Below are 19,899 nucleotides of genomic sequence, written 5' to 3' on the forward strand. Positions count from 1 at the left end.
TTTTAATATTTTAATTATTCTAATTTTAGAATAAAATATAAAAAATATATTTAAGGGCAAGTCTTATGAAAAAAAATAATAAATCCAAAAGATCTAAATTAAATAAACAAAAAAGAATAAGACATTATAAAAAAAATAAAAACAATATCAATAATAAAGGATTTATAAATGATGATAATATACAAAAGGCTAAAGATTTTGCTGGTGAAAATATAGAAAAAGCTAAAGATTTTGCCAATGAAAATATAGAAAAGGCTAAAGATGCAGCAATAAAAAGTTTTGAAAAAGCTAAAGATTTTACATCAGATAATATAGATAAATTCCAAAAATATTTAGATGAAAAAGATGTTAAAGGAAAAATTAAAAATATAGCTGATACCGGAATAAATACAATAAAAGAACATTCAAAAAGAAAATATCCAACTAGAGTCTTAAAATTCTTTCATAGATATTATATGCTTACTTTTATAATATTATTTGTATTATCAATGCTTATATTCAGAAACATATATTTAAATCATAATATGGAAATAGAAAGAAGATTAAATTATTCTATAACAAATTATTCACCTTCCCTTGAAAATATAATTATAGCTAAAGAAGATTATTATACCAATATGTTAATAAGACAAATATCAAGTAATAAAACAGCAACCAATCATATAATATTAAAAAGCTCAAATATTGAAAATTTAGAATCTGCATTAAAAAATGTATTTGACAATTACAATAGAAATTTAGAACTGTCAATGAATGAAACTATTAAGTCGTCAAATAATGTAATAAATTTCTGGTTTGCTTTTTTGACTGTTATAATGATAGTTTTTACTTTAATAAGTATAGTTATAAATAATAATATATTAAAAAAATCAAAACTAAAAATGAAGAAATTTAATACTTTATATAAAAAACAATTAAAAGTATTAAAGAAAGAAATAAGAAATTTTGAAAATTTAAAAAATAAAAATGAAGAGATAAATAATTTTTATAATTTAGGAAATATAGCATTTGATAATAATGAGTATGATGCAGCTATATCCTACTATGATAAAGTTATAGAATTAAGCGGAAATTTTTTTAATGCTTACTATAACAGAGCAATATCCTATTATCATACAAATAACTATCAAAAATCTTCTGAAGAATTAATAAAACTATATAGAAATAACAGTATTATAAAAACAAAAACAATCAAAGAAATTATAATAAAAAATATTATAGAATTAGCAAATAAAAATATAGAAACAGCCGTAAAATTCTGTAATGATGAAAATATAGATTATAAGTCTTTAGAAAATGATAAGCAGTCATTATTTAGTAGAATAAAAAATATATTAGGATAAATAAAAAGCCAAATAGAAATTATATTATTCTATTTGGCTTATTATTAATTTTGAAATATAATTATATTCCAAATCTCTTCATTATAACATCAATATTTCTTAGATAGTATGCATAATCAAAACAATCATCAATTTCCTGATAGCTTAAATATTTTGTTATATCTTCATCTTTATGAACATTCTCTCTAAAATCTTCATTATTAAGCCATCTTTTCATTGCATTTCTTTGTACCCATCTGTAAGCATTATCTCTGTCAATACCTTTATTAACTAAGCTTATTAATATTCTTTGGCTGAAAATTAAACCGCCTGTTTTCTCAATATTGGCTTTCATAGCCTCTGGATAAATTAAAAGCTTATCTACTATATCAATAAATTTATTAATAGCATAATCAACAGCTATTGTAGAATCTGGAAGTATAACACGTTCTACTGATGAATGGCTTATATCTCTTTCATGCCAAAGTGTAATATCTTCAAGAGACGCTAATGCATTACCTCTTACTATTCTTGCTAAACCAGATATTCTTTCACAAGTAATTGGGTTTCTTTTATGAGGCATAGCAGATGAACCTTTTTGTTTTTCACTGAAATATTCTTCTGCTTCTCTTATATCAGTTCTTTGTAAATTTCTAATTTCTGTAGCAAATTTCTCTAATGAACTAGCAACTATTGCTAAAGTTGTAAGATACTGTGCATGTCTGTCTCTTTGTATTATTTGAGTAGAAACTCTGTCTGCCTCTATATCTAACTTTTTACAAACAAGCTCTTCTATTCTAGGATCAATATTACTGTAAGTACCGACTGCTCCTGAAAGTTTACCAACAGAAACCTCTTTTTTTGCTTCCTCTACCCTTTTAATATTTCTTTCATTCTCATCATACCATAATATAAATTTTAAACCCAATGTCATAGGTTCAGCATGTATACCATGAGTACGTCCTATACAAGGAGTATATTTATGTTCTTTTGCTCTTCTTAACAATACTTCTGATAATCTTTTTAAATCATCCAATATAATTTCAGCAGATCTTTTCATCATAACAGCCAATGCAGTATCTTTAACATCACTTGAAGTTAAGCCTTTATGTATATATTGTCCGCCTTCTCCTACATTCTCTTGCACAGCAGTAACAAATGATATGATATCATGATTAGTTTCTTTTTCTATTTCTGCAATTCTTTCTACTGTGAAAGTTGCTTTTTCTTTAATATTTTTTACTGCTTCTGCCGGAATCTCTCCTATTTCGGCCATAGCCTCGCAAGCAGCAATCTCAACATCAAGCATAACCTGAAACTCATTTTGTAAGCTCCAAAGCTCTCCCATCTCTTTTCTTGTATATCTCTTTATCATAAATTATTTTCCTTAATATCTATAATTTTGAAATATTATAGATATAATTATCAATTATTTCAATTATTTTTTAATGGCTGTTGTAATTTATATAAAATGTATTATAATTGTGATAAAAAATCTCATTATTTTAAAAATTGGAGTAATAAAAAGATGAAAATATATGATTTAAGAACCGACACTATTACAAAACCAAGTGATGAAATGCGTAAAGCTATATATGAAGCAGAATGCGGAGATGATGTTTATATGGAAGACCCTACTGTTAATAAACTTCAAGAAATGTCCGCAGAGATTACTGGAAAAGAAAAAGCAATATTTGTTTCAAGCGGAACTATGGGAAACTTAATACCTCTTTTAATATTAAGCTCTATAACAAAGCAAATGCTTTTGGAAGAAGAATCACATATTATGCATTATGAATTAGGAGGGGCATCTTCTCTTGCTGGTATAATGACAGTAACTACAAAAGCGGAAAGAGGTATATTAACTAAAAGTATAGTAGAAAAATATTTTGCTGGACATCAGCCATATTATGTATCACCTATAAATGTTGTAGAAGTAGAAAACAGTCATAACAGACATGGAGGTTCAGTTTATCCTATAGAAGTTTTAAGAGAATTATATGGTTTCACAAAATCAAAGAATGTTCATTTACATATGGATGGTGCAAGAGTATTTAATGCTTCTATAGCTTCAAAAACAAGTGTAAAAGAAATAGCTTCAAATACAGATTCATTAACTTTTTGTTTATCTAAAGGTTTAGGAGCACCTATGGGAGCTATGCTATGCGGAACAAAAGAATTTATAGAAGAAGCAGTAATTATAAGAAAATTAATCGGTGGAGGAATGAGACAAATAGGCTTAATGGCTGCTGCTGGTATATACGCTTTAGAGCATAATATTGATGCTTTGGAAGAAGATCATATAAAAGCCAAAAAAATAGCAAAAACTGTAGTAGAAGCAGGAATTGGAACTCTTGATTTAGAACATGTAGAAACAAATATAGTTATAGCAGATACAGAAAAAACTTCAGAATATATTATAGAAAAATTGGAAAAACTTGGAGTAAGAGCTAGTTCATTTGGAGAGTATAAAGTAAGATTTGTTACGCATAGAGATATAAGTATGAAAGAAGTAGATGAAGCATGCGAAATAATAAAAAATTTAAAACTATAATTTTAAAATATAAAAGGAGCTATTCAAATAGCTCCTTTTATATTTCAATTTTACTTAAACTTTTTATCTAATTTAAAATACTCTAGTTCAGAATAAAGATTAGTAGTTCCATCTACAACTTCTTTTCCAAGATAAGAACTATTATTAACCAACTCAGCATTTTCCTGAGTAATTACATTTAATTCATTCATGGCAGTATTTATTTGTTTTACACTTTCTTCTTCAGAAGATGCAGATTCATATATGTCTACCAATATATTAGAAACATCCCTAGCAGAATTCTCTATTTCCAAAAGTATATCTAAAGAACGTTTAACAGATTCATCTCCTATTTCTATTTTAGATACGGTTTTTTCTATAATATTTGTTATGTTTCCAGCAGCATCATTAACATTCTGAGCTAAAGATCTAATTTCAGAAGCAACAACTGCAAATCCTCTGCCCTGCTCTCCTGCACGTGCCGCCTCTACTGCAGCATTAAGTGCTAATATATTAGTTTGAAATGCTATAGACTGTATCAATTTTGTAATATTTGATATCTCTTTGCTTGATTCAGAAATTTCATTCATATTATTTGATATTTCATTAACAGCAGAAACACCATTTTGTGTAGACTCCGCAACTTTAGCACTCATATTCTTAGCATCATAAGAGTTTTTAGATGTATTTGAAATAGTAGAAAACAAATTCTCTATAGAACTTGTAATCTGTTCAACAGCTGCTGCCTGAGATGAAGTTCTATCTGATAAATTGTCAATTCCTTTGGATATTTTCTGAGAGGAATTATTGATAAGAGATATATTCTCTTTTAATTCAGAAACTATATTATACATTATATGCTGCATATCATTAATAGAATTAGCAAGCATTCCATAAATATCTTTTCTTTTTAAGTCTTTTTCTTCAAATTGACTATCAAATCTGCCGTCTTGCATAAGTGTCATTATAGTAATTGCTTGATATACATTATTAGATAAAGATATAACTATTCTAGCAACAAGCAAAGCCTCTAAAACAATAAGTATAAGAATACATAAAAATAAACTTATCATTAAAAATCTAAATTGAGAGTAAAAAGGCTCAGCACTTCCTTTAAATACCAAAAGCCAAGGAGCATTATCAGTTTTTTGAATAGAATACCATTCATTTTTTATTATATCCAAATCTCCAATATGGGAAACTAAATTATTATTAAATCCGGAAAATATAGGATATGTAAATAAATTATTAGTTTCATTTAATATATAGTCTGCATTATCATGGGTCATAAATACTCCATTATCAGATACTATATAAATTTCTTCATAAAAATTTTTCTTTAATCCATCACTAATACTATTAATATTAGCAAAGTCTATAGAAAAAACTCCTTTTAAAAAACCATTTGTATACACTGCTTTTGCAAATGTTATAGTAAGTTTATTAACTGCAAAATCTATATAGGGATCGCTTATCATTATATCATTAGTGGCAACAGAATCCTTATACCAGTCCCTAGATGTTTGATCATAAGTTAAAGGATAAACTTCTAAAGTATTGATAAATGTTCCTCCATTAGGATATGGAACAGTATCTCCAAAATATACATTTAAATATCCTTCATTTAATTTTTGAACATTAGTTATAAAATTACCAAATTCAATTAAATTAGGACTAGATTTTAAATATGCCTCTACAACATATACTGTATTTTTTAATTCTTCTACATAACTTTCTGCTTTTGTTTTTACCTCTAATGAAGCAAGATACTTTTCATGTAAAAATCTTGTCTTATATAAAGGTCTATATACAATATAAATAACAACAAATAATACAAATAAAAAAATTACAAATGGAGATAAAAATTTAAACATTAATTTGTTTTTCACGGGAATAACCTTTATAGAAATTTAATAAAAATGAATATATTTTAAATATATACAATTATGATAATAAAGTCAAAATAATATTATATATTTTAATAAAAATAATCAATTAAAAATATAATTTATGGTTTATTTTTAATTATTACTCGTACATTTTCACCATAAGACCATATATTGTTGTTATCATCATAACTAATAAAAACTCTATTTGTTAATATTAACACATTAAAAGCAAACATAAAAAATGAAAATAGATTAGATATATTAGGAAGACTTCCCTCTAAAATGTTAGCTCTAAGTTTTTCATTAGTCTTTGAAACACGATAATTACTATATTTACATGCTATTATATCCAAATCATTTGAGGTTACAAACATTTTTATATTATCCATATTAAAATTTACAGTATGTTCTGTATTAAGATACCTCATAAGCATTTCATAACTGCATTGATTAGGCATTGGAGAATTTGGAACTTCTATATAAATATATCCATCTTTATTAAGCATGCTTTTTATTTTTAATAATATATCTTTAGGATCTTTAAAATGCTCTATAACATGGGAAAGTATTATAATATCATATTTTTCATTGCTTTCTAAGAAATTTGCTTTCAAATCTATATTATATTTATTTTTAGCATAAACTCTGGCATTGTCATTAAGCTCATATCCGAATACATTACAGCCGTTATTTTTAAATATATTTAAAAGCAAACCATCAAAAGCACCTATCTCACATATTTTTTTATTTTTAATATCAATATAATCTTTTATAAAATTAAATTGAGACAAACTTCTAGCATAACGCATTTTGCTTTTAGCTGTCTCAAATAATTTATTTTTTATATTATTATGATATTCATTTTTATATAATAAATATATCTCTTCATCAGTTGGAGGTTCTATAAAATATAAGGCACAATTACAGCATTGATAAACCTCTTTATCATTCTGCCATACATTTTTTATATATCCGATTTTAGTATACTTATCACTGCCGCAAATATTACATACCATAATTATTCAAAAGTAAGCTCAATACCACACTTAGGACATTTAGTCATATCTTCTGTAATGCTAGATCCGCAGTTAGGGCACTCATAAACTTCTATTTCTTCTACAACCTCTTCAGAAGTAGTTTCATATTCATCTTCGCCTGCTTCAACTATTTCAACAACATCTTTCATTATAAGCATTAAATTATCAACTATACTCTTATCTATACCTGTTTTTTCTATTATCTCCTCAGCAGACATATTATACAATTCCTCTATTGAATTGATATTATTCTCTATAAGTATTTTAATAATAGATTCATCAACACCTTGAAGTGAATACAAATTACTTTCTAACTCAGCAATTTCAACTGTTTCATCGCTGCTGCTTTCCTCTGTGCTTTCTGTAGTATCTGAGAATATTTGATTAAGAGGAACAATATCTTTAAGCAATTCTGGATTCTCTTTAATATCACTTTCAGTTTTTATGTCAAAATGATATCCTGTAAGCTGAGAAGCAAGTTTTACATTAAATCCGCTTTTACCAAGTGCAAGAGAAAGCTGCTCATCTGGTATTATAATCATAGCATCTTTCTTTTCAGGATCTGTAATGATAATTCTAATAGGCTTAGCAGGAGTTATAGCCTCGGCAATATACTCTCTAATATCTTTAGACCATTTAACAACATCTATTTTTTCGCCTTCTATCTCTTTTATTATAGATTGTATACGTATTCCTTTCTGTCCAATACATGCTCCTATAGGATCAACTTCCGGCTTGTTAGACACAACAGCTATTTTTATTTTTAATCCTGGCTGTCTTACTATATTTTTTATTTCTACTGTACCATCTGCTATTTCCGGTATTTCTAATTCAAAAAGTTTTTTAATAAAATCACCTTTTGTTCTAGTCAAGAATATAGTAGGATGACCTGATTTATCATTTTCTACTTTGTAAATATAGGCTCTTATTCTATCGCCTGCTGTATAATGTTCTTTTGGAGATTGATCTTTTTTTAGAAGCAAACCTTCTGTTTTACCTAAATTTACATAAATATTGCCTCTATTTTCTCTTTGGAAATATCCATTTACAAGCTGATTCTCTCTTCTTTTAAATTCATTGAAAATAATATTTTTTTCAAGCTCAGAAATTTTTTGAAAGAACGTAGTCTTAGCAACCATACTTTCTATTCTTCCGAATGCTTCAACTTGATCAACAAGTATTAAAACCTCATCGCCTAAATTAATATCTTGGTCTAATTTTTTGGCATCTTCCAATGATATTTCTTTTTTATCATCTCTAACTTCTTCCACAACGTTAGCACCCTTATATACAGTAGGATTATTCTTGCTATCAAAATGTATATGGAAATTTATATCATTACCATATTTCTTTTTTAGTGCCAATACCATAGTAGATTCTATCACTTCTTTTAAAAGCTCTATACTAATATCTTTCTCTTCAGAAAGCTGCTGTAAATAAGTTCCAACGTTTTCAAACATTTATTATCTCCAATTCTTTATTTATATATTTTTATTGTTAAAAATATTAACAATTTAATCTTGCTTTTATAATATCACTTTTTAGTATTTTTATATCTTTTTCATTAACAATATTCTCTTCATCAGTTATACTGACAATAATATAATCATCCTTAGCTTCTTTTAAAATAGCATAAGCTGTATTAAAACTTTCACCATCTCTATATTTAATTTTTATAGGCATATCTTCAAATAATTCATACCTATCATTAAACTTCCACCTAAACCCAGCAGAAGAAACTGTAATAGTGTAATCTCCCTCATCATATCCATTTGATTTAATAGCTTCCTGAATTAATCTTGTAGTTTCTATACAATGGGTATGAGATACACTTTCTTTCTTTTTATAAATAACTGCATAAACTTTTTTATTATCAGAAATACATCTTACTTTTAAATCCAATAAATATATATTGTTATTTTCTAATTTATTATTTATACAATTAAATAATAATACTTCATCTATTATATTTGTATCTGCTTTTTTAGTTTTTTCCTTTTTCAATTTCTTTTTCTTTGGCTCTCTGCCGTATTCTTTTTGTTTCTGAGGTCTTCTATCTTTATTCATTGTATTTCCCACAAATAAAAAAAGAGTGTCGGTTTCTTTCTGGGAAAGAAAACCAACGCCCTTCATTACAAATATTTTCGGAAGTAATATTATTGTACCCTACTAATAATTTTTGTCAAGTATTTAATTAAAATTTATCATTACATATAATACAATTTTTCTTGACATTTATAATTTTTTTATATAGTATTTAAAAGTATTATAATTCAAATTTGGAATAAAAATGATATTTTATATATTAACAATAATATTTTTCTTATATGTGGTATCAATAGCAATAAAAATGCTTCTTGAAAACAGACCGCCCTATTCATTCATAGCTTGGCTCACTGTATTAGTATTTCTTCCTTATGTAGGAGTTGTATTTTATATATTTCTAGGAATGAATTGGAAAAAATCTAAAAAGAAAATTTCTGCTAAATTACCGGAAGATATGATAAAACAATATTTCTCATCTTTGCTTCAGGAACAAATAAAAATACTTGACAATATGCAGGGACATTATGGAAAGCATATTAATTTAGTAAAACTTGCAATAAAAAGCGGATACTCTCCAATTACAGTACAAAATGAAGTTTATGTATTTGATGAAGGCGAAGAACTTTTTGATGCTATAATTCAGGATTTAAAATTAGCAGAAAAAACTATACACATGGAATATTTTATATGGAGAAGCGATGAACTTGGCGAAAGAATTAAAGATGTTCTTATAAAAAAAGCAAATCAAGGTGTTGAGATTAGATTAATATTTGATGGCGTAGGTTCTTTGATGAGAATAAATAAAAAATATAGGAATGAATTAAAGAAAAACGGAATAAAGTTTTTATATTATCATGATCCTTTTTCTATATTATGGACTAGATTTGTAAATTATAGAAACCATAGAAAAATAGTCGTAGTAGATGGAATAGTATCATATATGGGAGGAATGAATCTAGGTCAGGAATACATAGATGGAGGAAAACGATTTGATTCATGGAAAGATGTTCATATGAGAATAGTAGGAGATGCATGCAACCTTATACAAAATGTTTTTGTATGCGATTGGTATAATGCCGGAGGAAGAGATTTAGAAGTATTCAATATAAAAGAGAAAAAAAGAAGAAGAATAAAATATGCTAATGAAAATCTAAACGAAGAAAAAATATCCATTATTAGAAAAGATTTATTTCCTCAATCAACTACGGATAAATTTTTACCTGTTCAAATTATAACATCAGGTGCAGATTCAAAATGGGACAGCATACAAAAAGTGTATTCAAAGATGATAGAAGAAGCAAAAGAAAGTATTTATATAGAAAGTCCTTACTTTGTACCAGATGAAGGTTTTTTGCATACATTAGAAAATGCTGCTTTATCTGAAGTTAATGTTAATTTAATGATAACAGGAAAACCTGATAAAAGAGTGGCATGGTGGGTGGCACAAACATATTTTGAAACTTTACTTAAAGCTGGTGTAAATATTTATCTTTATGAAAAAGGTTTTTTGCATAGCAAATTCTGTACTATAGACGGAAGAATAGTATCATGCGGCACTTGTAATATGGATATAAGAAGTTTTTATTTACATTATGAAATGAATGCGGTTATATATGATGTTGATATAGCTAAAAAATTCGAGGATATATTTAAAAAAGATGTTTTAAATTCGCATAAAATTACATCTGAAGAGTATGCAAAGCAGCCTAAACTGATAAGACTCAGAAATTCTGCTTGCAGAATAATCGCACCTGTTTTATAATTAGCTATAAAAAATACTAATAATATATAATAAATAATATGGAAAAAATAAAAATATCTTCACTAGACAATCAATCCATTTTTGATTTACTTCTTTCTGAAAAAAGCTATATACTATTTGTAGATGAGTCAGGTATATCTAAAGAAAATATTTCAACACTTAATGAAATATTGAGAAACAGAGAAGATTTCTTTTTAAATATATCTTCTGATAAAGATGAAAATAACAAAAATAGTATAATGGGTAATGACTTATTAATAGCTTTGCCTGATATAAAAAATCTTATATATCATGCTTCATTAAAGTTCCCATTAAAAAGCGTTGATATCTTTGCTAGATTAATTAATTTAAAAAGTCTGCATTTATATGGCGATTTACCTAAAGATATGGAATTAAAACCGCTTGATAATATAGAAAATTTAGAAAGTGTATATATAGAAAATGGGCTTACATTAAGACAAGATGTTTATTTAGCTGCAAGACCTACTATTAAAGAATTAGGTGCAGGAACTTTTAGAATGGAATCTTTTGATAAAAATCCCAATATAAAAAAATTGGCTATACTTTCTGGAATGTCGCATGAAGAAGAAATGCCTAAAAAACTTCCTGAACTTGAAGAACTTTATATAGAAAAGGGTAAAAACATAAGATCATTCAATTTTCTATCATCAATGAAAACATTAAAAAAATTAGAATTAAATAATATACAAACACTTAAAGAAATTCCTGATTTAAATGAGTTGGAAGATTTAAAAAATCTTACATTAAGAAATTTAAGAAGCCTTGAAAATATAGATTCTATATTAAATCATCCTAGAATAAGAACATTAATTCTAGAAAATATAAAGTGCTTTGATGTAAATATGCTATCTAAAGAAACTATGCCTAGATTAAAATTTGTATCTGTAATAACTGATGATAAAAGTATAGACAAAAGAATAAGAAAAGAACTTGATGAAAAAGGATACAAAGATCCGAATGAAAATTAGTGCATTTCAATTTGATGTGCAAAAAGATAAATATACAAATATTGAAATAATAAAAGAAGCTTTAACTAAAGAAAATACAGATCTTCTAGTATTGCCTGAATTATCTTCTAGCGGATATCTCTTTGAAAGTAGAGATGAATTAAAAAAGACAGCTGAAAAAATAGAAAATGGCATATTTGTAAATAGCCTATCTGAAATGTCAAAAAAATATGATACTTCTATAATTGCAGGATTTGCAGAAAAGTTTGAGGATAAAATTTATAATTCTGCAGTAATAATAGAAAAAGGAAGTATAAAAGGCGTATACAGAAAAATACATTTATCCGATTTTGAAAAGAAATTCTTTGACTCTGGAGATATAAATAACGCTGATTTAATTTTCAATATAAATGGTGTTAATATATCAGTACAAATATGCTTTGATTTATGGTTCAATGAAATATCAAGAAAGCAAATATTAAATGGAAGCAATTTAATATGCGTACTTGCTAATTTTGGTTCAAATACTACTTTTGAAATAGCTAGAATAAGAGCCATAGAAAATTTAACTCCTCTAGTATTATGCAATCGTATAGGCATAGAAAAAAATTCTATTATAGAAGCATATTTCATAGGTAAAAGTTTTATATGCGATGAAAAAGGTAATTATCTTACAAATATAGATGAAAAATCAAATTCAAATAAAATGATAACAGAAGAAATAGAAATAAAATCAAAAAAACAAAATATAATATGTTCTGATTTTATAGAAGAAATTAAACGACACTATACAATTTAAATAAAAAATAATGAGCCTGATTATAAAATCTCAAGCTCATTATTTAAAAAACTTTTCTATTATAATTTGAAATAACTTACAACATCTATTAATTTTTGTGCTTCACTGCTTAATGTTATACTAGCCTCTTTTGACTGCTCTACTAAACTAGCATTTTCTTGAGTACTTGCATCCATTTTTAATACAGCCTGATTAACCTGATCAACTCCGCTCTGTTGTTCCACTGCTTTTGTAGAGATATCTTTCATTATGTTAGCTGTATTTTCTATTTTATCTTTAATATCTGTAAATATCTCTTGGGATTTTCTTGCTGCTTCTGTTGCCACTCTTATTTTCTCATCAGAATCTGCTATTAAAGAAGTAATATCTTTAACAGAAGTTTGTGTATTCTGTGCCAAAGTTCTAACCTCAGACGCTACAACGGAGAAACCTCTGCCCTGCTCTCCAGCACGTGCTGCTTCAACTGATGCATTCAATGCTAATATATTAGTTTGAAAAGCAATATCTTCTATCAATTTTGTTATATTAGTTATTTTTCTACTTGCCTCATAAACAGCTTCCATACTTTTTGTAGTGCTGTCTATTATAATTCCTGCCTCCTCTACAGATTTTTTTGAATCATTCATCATATTATTTCCTATAACAGATTTTTCAGCAGAATTCTTTATAGTAGATGCCATTTGCTCCATAGAACTAGCTGTTTCCTCTAATGATGATGACTGTGACTTAGTTCTTAAAGCTAAATCATTATTTCCGCTTGCTAACTCTTTAGATGTTAATTCTATATTATTAGAAGAGTCTATTATATTACTTACTATAAGTTTTAATTTTTCTATAGTATTATTAAATCCATTAGCTATTATTCCAAACTCATGATTTTTATATTTATTAGTCAAAAATTTACTAGGTGCTGATACAGTTAAATCTCCGTTTCCAAGTCTATTCAAATCATTTGCTATTCTTGATAAAACTCTTGATATATGTTTATTAACATATGCAATCACTATAAATGATGTAATAATAAGAAGTAATATACTTAACACTATAGTTATTTTTATTAAAGTATTTTTATTAGCAAAGAACTCGCTGTCAAGCATAGTAACACACATTATCCAATCTATATTTTCAAGTCTTGAGAAAGCCATTATTTTTTTACCTTCATCTTCATAATGCAAAGCACCTTTTCTTTGTGAAGCTGCTGCAGATAAAGCATTTTTAGAACCTATAGATATGGTATTAACTTTTGCAACTTCTTTATGTGCTACTCTTCTTCCATCTTCATTAACTATATATATATTGCCTGTTTTTCCTATAGTTATTTCAGAAAAATATTTTTGAACAAAAGAATCCCATCTTAATTCAGCATATAAAACTCCTGCAGGTCTTGAATTAGTATCGAATACTCCTGCTAAAACTCCTATAACATAATTTCCTGTAACTGATGATAAATAAATCTCATCCTCAATGGCATATTTATAATTATGATCCTGAAGCTCTTTCCATATAGTTTTCTGAGTTACAGTATTTAAATGTTCATTGGAAGCTGTATCTAGAACTACTTTTCCATTTAGATCTATTAAAGCAAAAGCTGAAAAATGGGATTCCAATTCTTTTAAAAGCTCATTAAATTCACCATTTGCTATAGATAAAGTATCCTGATTTGGATTTTCAAAATAATCTAAAAATTCAGATTCTTTTGATATAACAGAAGTTAAATCTGCCTGATCTTCAATCCATATAGAAACTAAATCTCTATATCCATCAGCAGTTTCCATAAATCCGCTTATAGCAGTTCTTTCCATAAATATTGCAGAAGCGGATATTATTACTATCATAAGTACAAAAAGCATTAAGGCTACAGAAGATATGATAGTAAAAGGCATTTTAAATTTCAAAGTTTGTATAAATTTCATAAATAACCCCTATATAAAGCTCAATTATTATAATAATATTATATTACAAAAAATCAAAAAAGTCTATAGTAATGTAAATATTTTTTACTAAAAACGATAAAAAATATCTATTTTTTTACATAATTAGTAAATTTTAAGTAAATATAAAGATGTTATGTAAATAAAATTTATACAAAAATATTTAGAATTTTATCTTTGACAAATTTTATATAATTATATATCATAATTAATATAATTATTATATATAAATTGAGGGTTAGTATGTACAATATAAGTCAATTAAAAGAACTAATAAAAGAAAAAAATATGGATGAAAAATTTTCTTCAATATACGGAGGAGATAAAGACAGCATATTAGAAGCATACGACAGATTAAATAACACAATAAAACACTTTGAAAATATAGATAAAAACGATGAGATATATTTATTTAGTGCCTCTGGAAGAACAGAATTATCAGGAAATCATACAGATCACAATAACGGATGCGTATTAACCGCTTCAATAAATTTAGACAAATTAGCAGTTGTTTCAAAAAGAAATGATAATAAAATAGTAGTTTATACAGATTACTCTAACAATCCGGATGTAATAGATGTGAATAATTTAGATATAGATAAAGATGAATATGGTAAATCTAATGCTTTAAGCAGAGGAGTATGTGCAGGAATAAAAAATAAAGGATATAATACAGGCGGATGTACAATATCATTAAACAATAAAGTACTTATTGGAAGCGGACTAAGCAGTTCTGCAAGTTTTGAATCATTAATAGGCGAAATACAAAATGCTTTATATAATGATGATAAAATAAGTAAAATTGACATAGCAAAAATTGGACAATATGCTGAAAATGTTTATTTTGGAAAGCCTTGCGGACTTATGGATCAAATGGGTTGTTCTGTTGGCGGTATAATGTCTATAGATTTCAAAGACAATGACAACCCTATAATAGAAAAAGTGGAATATGATTTTGAAAAAGAAGGATATGCTCTTATGATAGTAGATGCTAAAGGTGATCACAGCGGACTTACAAATGAATATGCTGCAATAAGAGAAGAGATGAATGCTGTTGCAAATTATTTCGGTAAAAAGGTATGCAGAGAAATAAATAAACAAGAATTAATAGATAATGCCTCAAAATTAAGATCGGAAATAGGAGACAGAGCAATAATGAGGGCATATCACTTTTTAGAAGAAAATGAAAGAGTAATTAATCAAATAAATGCATTAAAAAATAATGACATAAAAACATACATAAAACTTATGAATGAATCAGGACTTTCAAGCTTTATGTATTTACAAAACTGTTATTCTGTTACAAGTTCAAAAAATATGGGTGTAGCATTGGCTATTGCTTTAACAAAAGATTTCTTAAAAGATGATGGAGCATGCCGCGTTCATGGAGGAGGATTTGCAGGAACTATTCAGGCTTTAATACCTATAAATAGAGCTGAAGAATACAAAAAATATATGGACTCAATATTTGGTGAAGGAAGTGCCGCAAAAATAAGAGTAAGACAATCTCCAGTTTGTGAAATATAATATGAAAAATAATACATAAAATAAAAGACAAGACTGAAATATTAGTCTTGTCTTTTTATATAATTAATTTTTAACTCAAACTTAATTATTACTTTTCCAAGGGACTGTACTATTAAGCCATCCCCTTTCATTCCAATAGTTAAAATCGTTTTCCGTAAAGTTTTTCTTTTTATGAAGTGATTTTATTACCTTAAAAAATATTCTTGTTTTTATAGATGGTTTTACTTTACCATATTCTCTTTTTATCTTTATTGCTGCCAAAGCCATTTTTTTAGAAATAGATTCTTTTATATCATATTTTACATTATCCCAAGTAACTTCTCTAACTGCAAATCCATATTTATATATTTTTGCTGCTCCCCAAAAGAAAGCACTGTCCGCCATATCTTTATTAGTGCTTTTCATACCGCCTCCTGCAGCAGTAGAAATGCATACAACCTGCTTTCTGAACATAGATTCATTAGGTCTATGAACTATCCATCTATATCCGTAATGATCTAAAAAAGCTTTCATAGCTCCAGTTGCATGATAAACATATACAGGACTTGTCAATATGATAATATCAGAATTATCCATAGCTTCTGTAATAGGATTAAGAGTTTTATAATGAGGACACAAAGTCTCAGATTTGATAAAACAGTTATTACATCCTACACAAAAAGAATTAAAATCTCTAGGTAAAAAAAATTCTTTTATTTCTCCATCTAATTTATCGTACAGCATTTTAGCTATATGATAGGTGGATCCTTTATGATTCTGCCCATGTATAACAGTTATTTTCATATAGATTTTGTCTATTAATCCGCTTTTATATCTCTTGGAAAGTCATATTCTTCTATAGGAAGAAGTTTAGGCGCTTTCTCAGATATATCTCTTAATTCTTTAGAGAAAAAGTATTCCGTACCTGAAATCTTTTTAGATATATATTTTCTAACACTTGAAATATAAATAGTAACACCTGGGAAAAAGCCTTCCATTGAAGTAATGCTGCTATGAGATAATTTTTCAAACTCAGCACTCATTTCATCTCTTCTAGCCTCTAACTGAGATGTTTCTTTAACAAGATTTGTAATTCTCTTTAATATATCTTTAATACCTTCTCTTTTATTTGGAGGTATTCTTTCTATAAATGCTTTAGGGTTTTTAAAATATTCAGTACCTAAAAGCGATTTAATCTTGCTGATTTCTTCTCTATTTGTTTTAACAGTTGCAACAATATTCTTAAATTCAGCGTCAGCTTCAGCATCTCTTCCAACAGTGATTGTAGTTTTTGATTCACTCATAGAACCTATACTTTTAGCCCATACGCCATTTAAAGCCTTAATATTTCCGCCTATTATAACACCTTTACCCTCTAAAACAATTACTCTATCATTACATGCTATTTCAGCATTAACAAGCTGATTTGATAAAAGGTCACCCTTACATATTATAGTAGCATTTCTAATAAATGAAGAATATATTTTACCATTAACATGTATAGTGCTGTTAGGACCTCCTATTATCCCTCCTGACACTATCAAATTACCTGCACATTCAATTTGAGCATCCTCTATATTACCGCGTACAAGTATATCACCTTCTGTCTTTATAATAAATCCAGGTGCTACATTATCCTTAATAATAAGAGAACCATTAACTTCTATATTTCCTGTAGATAAGTCAACTTTATCTATTTCAGCAACTGTACTTACAGATAAAGTATTATTATGATTAGTTAATATTCCTCTAATACCGCTTCTTATAACGATACCATCAGAATCAACTGTAACATTTTTTCCCAATTTATAACAAGGATCTTCATCATAATGAGCTTCCATAACAGTATCATATATGTCAAGCCCATCAATAGCAGGTTTTGCCTCCATAAAATGTGCTATTTGTATACCTGACTCTATATTATGTATAAATCCTCTCTCTTTAAAATCTATAGAACCAGATTCAGATTCCTTTCCTGTATCTATAGTAAAATCATAGTCCAATATAATTTTTTGAACATTGCCGTCTATTGGTTTTCTTCCTTCTACAAATACGCACATAACTCCTTCATTGTATTTCAAATTATGCTCTACAAGTTCAGCTACTTTATCATAATTTACCATTAATTTAATAGGAATACCTGCTATTAATGATTGTATATCTTCTATAGTTAATTGTTTTTTCAGAATTTTTTGAGGAGGAAGTACCATTACACCACGCCACTTATCTGCAACATTAATAACTGGTATTATGGAAACAGATTTTAATTCATCATAAAATACATATCCATTAACTGTACTTTTATATGAACCAGTCATTTTATCAAATTTTACATTTTTACCAGCTTTAATACCTTCACGTTTAGAAATTGATTTTAATACGGTATCACCAGGATAAACATAATTTCTTAGTAATTCATCATATAAATTTTGATCATTACTATCAACATCAACTATTTGATCATATATCTCTCTTGTATTTACAGTATTATCAAATAAGAATTCGTAATTACTAGCATCTATTGATAAAGCTGGTTTACCATTTTCATTATTCATATATTCTCCTTAAAATCAATTCAAACATTAAAGCTATTTACTTCTTACATAAAAATAGCATTACATCCCCTCTATTAAATAATTTAACATATTTATCAAAAAAAGCTTTAATAAATTTATTAGGTTTCTTTTCTATGGGTATAGATCCCCAAGAGAAATCACTAATTATATTAAAACCAATATTTTTCATATATTGTGATAATGTACTTTTAGAAAATAACCATAAATGCTGAGGCATTACAGCTCTCCAAGAACCCCCATATTTCTTAGCGAACATTCCTTCTGCATTAGGTGTTGTTATAGCTAAATATCCGCCTCTAGCAAGTATTCTATATATCTCTTTTAATGTGTCTCCAGGATTTGGAACATGTTCTATAACATGTGAGAAATGAATAAAAGAAAAATAATCACTTTCAAATCCTACATCAAGCAAAGGTTTTTCATGCACTGTTATACCATAATTTTTTCTAGCATACTCAGCAGATGATGAGCATATTTCAATACCTTGTGCATTATAACCTTTAGTCTTTAAATAATTTAACATCATACCTGTAGCACATCCTATATCAAGTACATTCTTATTAGGCAATTCACTCTCTATTTTCTCAAATCCTATGTCTTTTAAGGCTAATTTCATAAGACCGAAAAAATTTTCCTGATTAGCTACTTCATATTCAAAATAATTATCGCTGTATATATCATTTATCTCTTCCTGACTCAATATAGGATATTGATATATAAGCCCGCAATTTAAACATTTATTGTAGCTTACTAAATCAGTTTTTATATAAACTTCTGATTTGTCGCTACCGCAAAATTCACATTTTGATCCCACTGTATAACTCTCCAATATTATATTCGGAAAAAAAAGATATTTTCTTTATTTTTTAATAGTAAAAAGCCTATAGTTTATTATTCTTGAGCTGGTTTATTATTAACAGTTAATATTATTTCTGTATTCATGCCCACAACATCATCAGGCGAAGGTATTTGAGAAAGTACGACATCATTTTCATACATATCATCGCTTACTTCTACTTTTGGAAGTATTGTTACATTTGTCATACTATTAATAATATTGTTACTAATAATACTTACTGCCTCTTCATACTTCATACCTGTAACATCCGGCATTTTTATAAGTGCCTGCTCTGCAACATTAATAACTAAATATACAGTCCTTCCTCTTTTTACTCTAATACCTCCTTTAGGCTCCTGACTTACTACTGTACCTAAAGGGTAATTATCAAAGTAATGTGTTTGTACATTCAAATTCATACCCTCTTTTTCAAGAGTATTGAATGCTTGAAATACATCTGCTCCCTGAACATCTGGAAGAACAAATGATTCCCCATTGGATTTCACAGTTACAAATACTATCATAGTTACAATGATGCCTTGTAAAACAAAAAGTAAAATAGCAAAAATTATTAATCTTTTGAATACCAAAAAAGATTTAGGATCACTTATAATACCATCAGGTAAAATGATTTTTATGAATTTATTGATATAAAATACAATTTTCTTAAATATTTCTTTTAATTTATCCAT

Annotated in this window: 16 protein-coding genes; 6 read left to right on the plus strand and 10 right to left on the minus strand. The window is 27.2% G+C overall.

The annotated features are described in order from the left end of the window. Positions 1 to 65 precede the first annotated feature (65 nt). The gene (locus tag T324_RS0109420) at positions 66 to 1,343 is read left to right on the plus strand and encodes a tetratricopeptide repeat protein (protein ID WP_028330020.1); all 1,278 of its coding nucleotides are present in this window, start codon (positions 66 to 68) and stop codon (positions 1,341 to 1,343) included. Positions 1,344 to 1,404: 61 nt separating this feature from the next. Here the strand turns inward: T324_RS0109420 and purB are convergent, their stop codons facing one another. Beyond that, a complete protein-coding gene (gene purB, locus T324_RS0109425) occupies positions 1,405 to 2,697 on the minus strand; it encodes an adenylosuccinate lyase (RefSeq protein WP_028330021.1) in 1,293 nt (430 codons plus the stop codon). A gap of 153 nt (positions 2,698 to 2,850) precedes the next feature. On the opposite strand from purB, the gene T324_RS0109430 reads away from it, so the two are divergent. Continuing rightward, positions 2,851 to 3,876 (plus strand): threonine aldolase family protein, encoded by a 1,026-nt coding sequence (locus tag T324_RS0109430; RefSeq protein ID WP_028330022.1) that lies wholly within the window; start codon positions 2,851 to 2,853, stop codon positions 3,874 to 3,876. 50 nt (positions 3,877 to 3,926) lie between these two features. Here the strand turns inward: T324_RS0109430 and T324_RS0109435 are convergent, their stop codons facing one another. From T324_RS0109435 to T324_RS0109450, 4 genes are all read right to left on the minus strand, one after another. Next, entirely contained in the window at positions 3,927 to 5,744 is a 1,818-nt protein-coding gene (locus tag T324_RS0109435; protein ID WP_028330023.1) for a methyl-accepting chemotaxis protein, read from the minus strand. A gap of 119 nt (positions 5,745 to 5,863) precedes the next feature. After that, a complete protein-coding gene (locus T324_RS0109440) occupies positions 5,864 to 6,760 on the minus strand; it encodes a class I SAM-dependent methyltransferase (RefSeq protein WP_028330024.1) in 897 nt (298 codons plus the stop codon). A 2-nt stretch (positions 6,761 to 6,762) separates the two neighbouring features. After that, positions 6,763 to 8,241, minus strand: coding sequence for a transcription termination factor NusA (gene nusA, locus T324_RS0109445; protein WP_028330025.1), 1,479 nt, complete (start codon positions 8,239 to 8,241; stop codon positions 6,763 to 6,765). Positions 8,242 to 8,287: 46 nt separating this feature from the next. Then, on the minus strand, positions 8,288 to 8,848 hold the full coding sequence (locus T324_RS0109450; RefSeq protein ID WP_028330026.1) for a ribosome assembly cofactor RimP: 561 nt from the start codon (positions 8,846 to 8,848) through the stop codon (positions 8,288 to 8,290). A 223-nt stretch (positions 8,849 to 9,071) separates the two neighbouring features. On the opposite strand from T324_RS0109450, the gene cls reads away from it, so the two are divergent. The 3 genes from cls to T324_RS0109465 are packed head-to-tail and all read left to right on the plus strand — an operon-like array spanning position 9,072 to position 12,356. Next, the gene (gene cls / locus T324_RS0109455) at positions 9,072 to 10,589 is read left to right on the plus strand and encodes a cardiolipin synthase (protein WP_028330027.1); all 1,518 of its coding nucleotides are present in this window, start codon (positions 9,072 to 9,074) and stop codon (positions 10,587 to 10,589) included. A 38-nt stretch (positions 10,590 to 10,627) separates the two neighbouring features. Next, on the plus strand, positions 10,628 to 11,578 hold the full coding sequence (locus tag T324_RS0109460) for a hypothetical protein (protein WP_028330028.1): 951 nt from the start codon (positions 10,628 to 10,630) through the stop codon (positions 11,576 to 11,578). Then, positions 11,568 to 12,356: a carbon-nitrogen hydrolase family protein gene (locus T324_RS0109465; RefSeq protein WP_028330029.1), complete on the plus strand. Its 789-nt coding sequence runs from the start codon at positions 11,568 to 11,570 to the stop codon at positions 12,354 to 12,356. The genes T324_RS0109460 and T324_RS0109465 overlap by 11 nt, the downstream gene beginning before the upstream one ends. A gap of 59 nt (positions 12,357 to 12,415) precedes the next feature. Here T324_RS0109465 and T324_RS0109470 read toward each other — a convergent pair whose 3' ends face one another. Continuing rightward, entirely contained in the window at positions 12,416 to 14,269 is a 1,854-nt protein-coding gene (locus tag T324_RS0109470) for a methyl-accepting chemotaxis protein (protein WP_028330030.1), read from the minus strand. Positions 14,270 to 14,530: 261 nt separating this feature from the next. Here T324_RS0109470 and T324_RS0109475 point away from each other — a divergent pair, with 261 nt between their 5' ends. Beyond that, a complete protein-coding gene (locus tag T324_RS0109475) occupies positions 14,531 to 15,814 on the plus strand; it encodes a galactokinase (RefSeq protein WP_028330031.1) in 1,284 nt (427 codons plus the stop codon). Between the two features lie 81 nt (positions 15,815 to 15,895). Here T324_RS0109475 and T324_RS0109480 read toward each other — a convergent pair whose 3' ends face one another. From T324_RS0109480 to T324_RS0109495, 4 genes are all read right to left on the minus strand, one after another. After that, positions 15,896 to 16,597 carry a flavodoxin family protein gene (locus tag T324_RS0109480; protein WP_028330032.1) on the minus strand — a complete coding sequence of 234 codons (702 nt, stop codon included), beginning with the start codon at positions 16,595 to 16,597 and terminating at the stop codon, positions 15,896 to 15,898. 14 nt (positions 16,598 to 16,611) lie between these two features. Beyond that, the gene (locus tag T324_RS0109485) at positions 16,612 to 18,348 is read right to left on the minus strand and encodes a flagellar assembly protein A (RefSeq protein ID WP_028330033.1); all 1,737 of its coding nucleotides are present in this window, start codon (positions 18,346 to 18,348) and stop codon (positions 16,612 to 16,614) included. A gap of 37 nt (positions 18,349 to 18,385) precedes the next feature. Further along, the gene (locus T324_RS0109490) at positions 18,386 to 19,183 is read right to left on the minus strand and encodes a class I SAM-dependent methyltransferase (protein WP_038375171.1); all 798 of its coding nucleotides are present in this window, start codon (positions 19,181 to 19,183) and stop codon (positions 18,386 to 18,388) included. Positions 19,184 to 19,260: 77 nt separating this feature from the next. Then, entirely contained in the window at positions 19,261 to 19,899 is a 639-nt protein-coding gene (locus T324_RS0109495) for a PASTA domain-containing protein (RefSeq protein ID WP_028330035.1), read from the minus strand.

This window comes from Brachyspira alvinipulli ATCC 51933 (assembly GCF_000518245.1).
Classification (GTDB): domain Bacteria; phylum Spirochaetota; class Brachyspiria; order Brachyspirales; family Brachyspiraceae; genus Brachyspira; species Brachyspira alvinipulli.

Excerpts from the sequence above, each read along its gene's own strand:
- T324_RS0109420 (WP_028330020.1), top strand. The coding sequence starts at position 66 with ATGAAAAAAAATAATAAATCCAAAAGATCTAAATTAAATAAACAAAAA.
- purB (WP_028330021.1), bottom strand. The coding sequence starts at position 2,697 with ATGATAAAGAGATATACAAGAAAAGAGATGGGAGAGCTTTGGAGCTTA.
- T324_RS0109430 (WP_028330022.1), top strand. The coding sequence starts at position 2,851 with ATGAAAATATATGATTTAAGAACCGACACTATTACAAAACCAAGTGAT.
- T324_RS0109440 (WP_028330024.1), bottom strand. The coding sequence starts at position 6,760 with ATGGTATGTAATATTTGCGGCAGTGATAAGTATACTAAAATCGGATAT.
- nusA (WP_028330025.1), bottom strand. The coding sequence starts at position 8,241 with ATGTTTGAAAACGTTGGAACTTATTTACAGCAGCTTTCTGAAGAGAAA.
- T324_RS0109450 (WP_028330026.1), bottom strand. The coding sequence starts at position 8,848 with ATGAATAAAGATAGAAGACCTCAGAAACAAAAAGAATACGGCAGAGAG.
- cls (WP_028330027.1), top strand. The coding sequence starts at position 9,072 with ATGATATTTTATATATTAACAATAATATTTTTCTTATATGTGGTATCA.
- T324_RS0109460 (WP_028330028.1), top strand. The coding sequence starts at position 10,628 with ATGGAAAAAATAAAAATATCTTCACTAGACAATCAATCCATTTTTGAT.
- T324_RS0109465 (WP_028330029.1), top strand. The coding sequence starts at position 11,568 with ATGAAAATTAGTGCATTTCAATTTGATGTGCAAAAAGATAAATATACA.
- T324_RS0109470 (WP_028330030.1), bottom strand. The coding sequence starts at position 14,269 with ATGAAATTTATACAAACTTTGAAATTTAAAATGCCTTTTACTATCATA.
- T324_RS0109475 (WP_028330031.1), top strand. The coding sequence starts at position 14,531 with ATGTACAATATAAGTCAATTAAAAGAACTAATAAAAGAAAAAAATATG.
- T324_RS0109480 (WP_028330032.1), bottom strand. The coding sequence starts at position 16,597 with ATGAAAATAACTGTTATACATGGGCAGAATCATAAAGGATCCACCTAT.
- T324_RS0109485 (WP_028330033.1), bottom strand. The coding sequence starts at position 18,348 with ATGAATAATGAAAATGGTAAACCAGCTTTATCAATAGATGCTAGTAAT.
- T324_RS0109495 (WP_028330035.1), bottom strand. The coding sequence starts at position 19,899 with ATGGATAAATTAAAAGAAATATTTAAGAAAATTGTATTTTATATCAAT.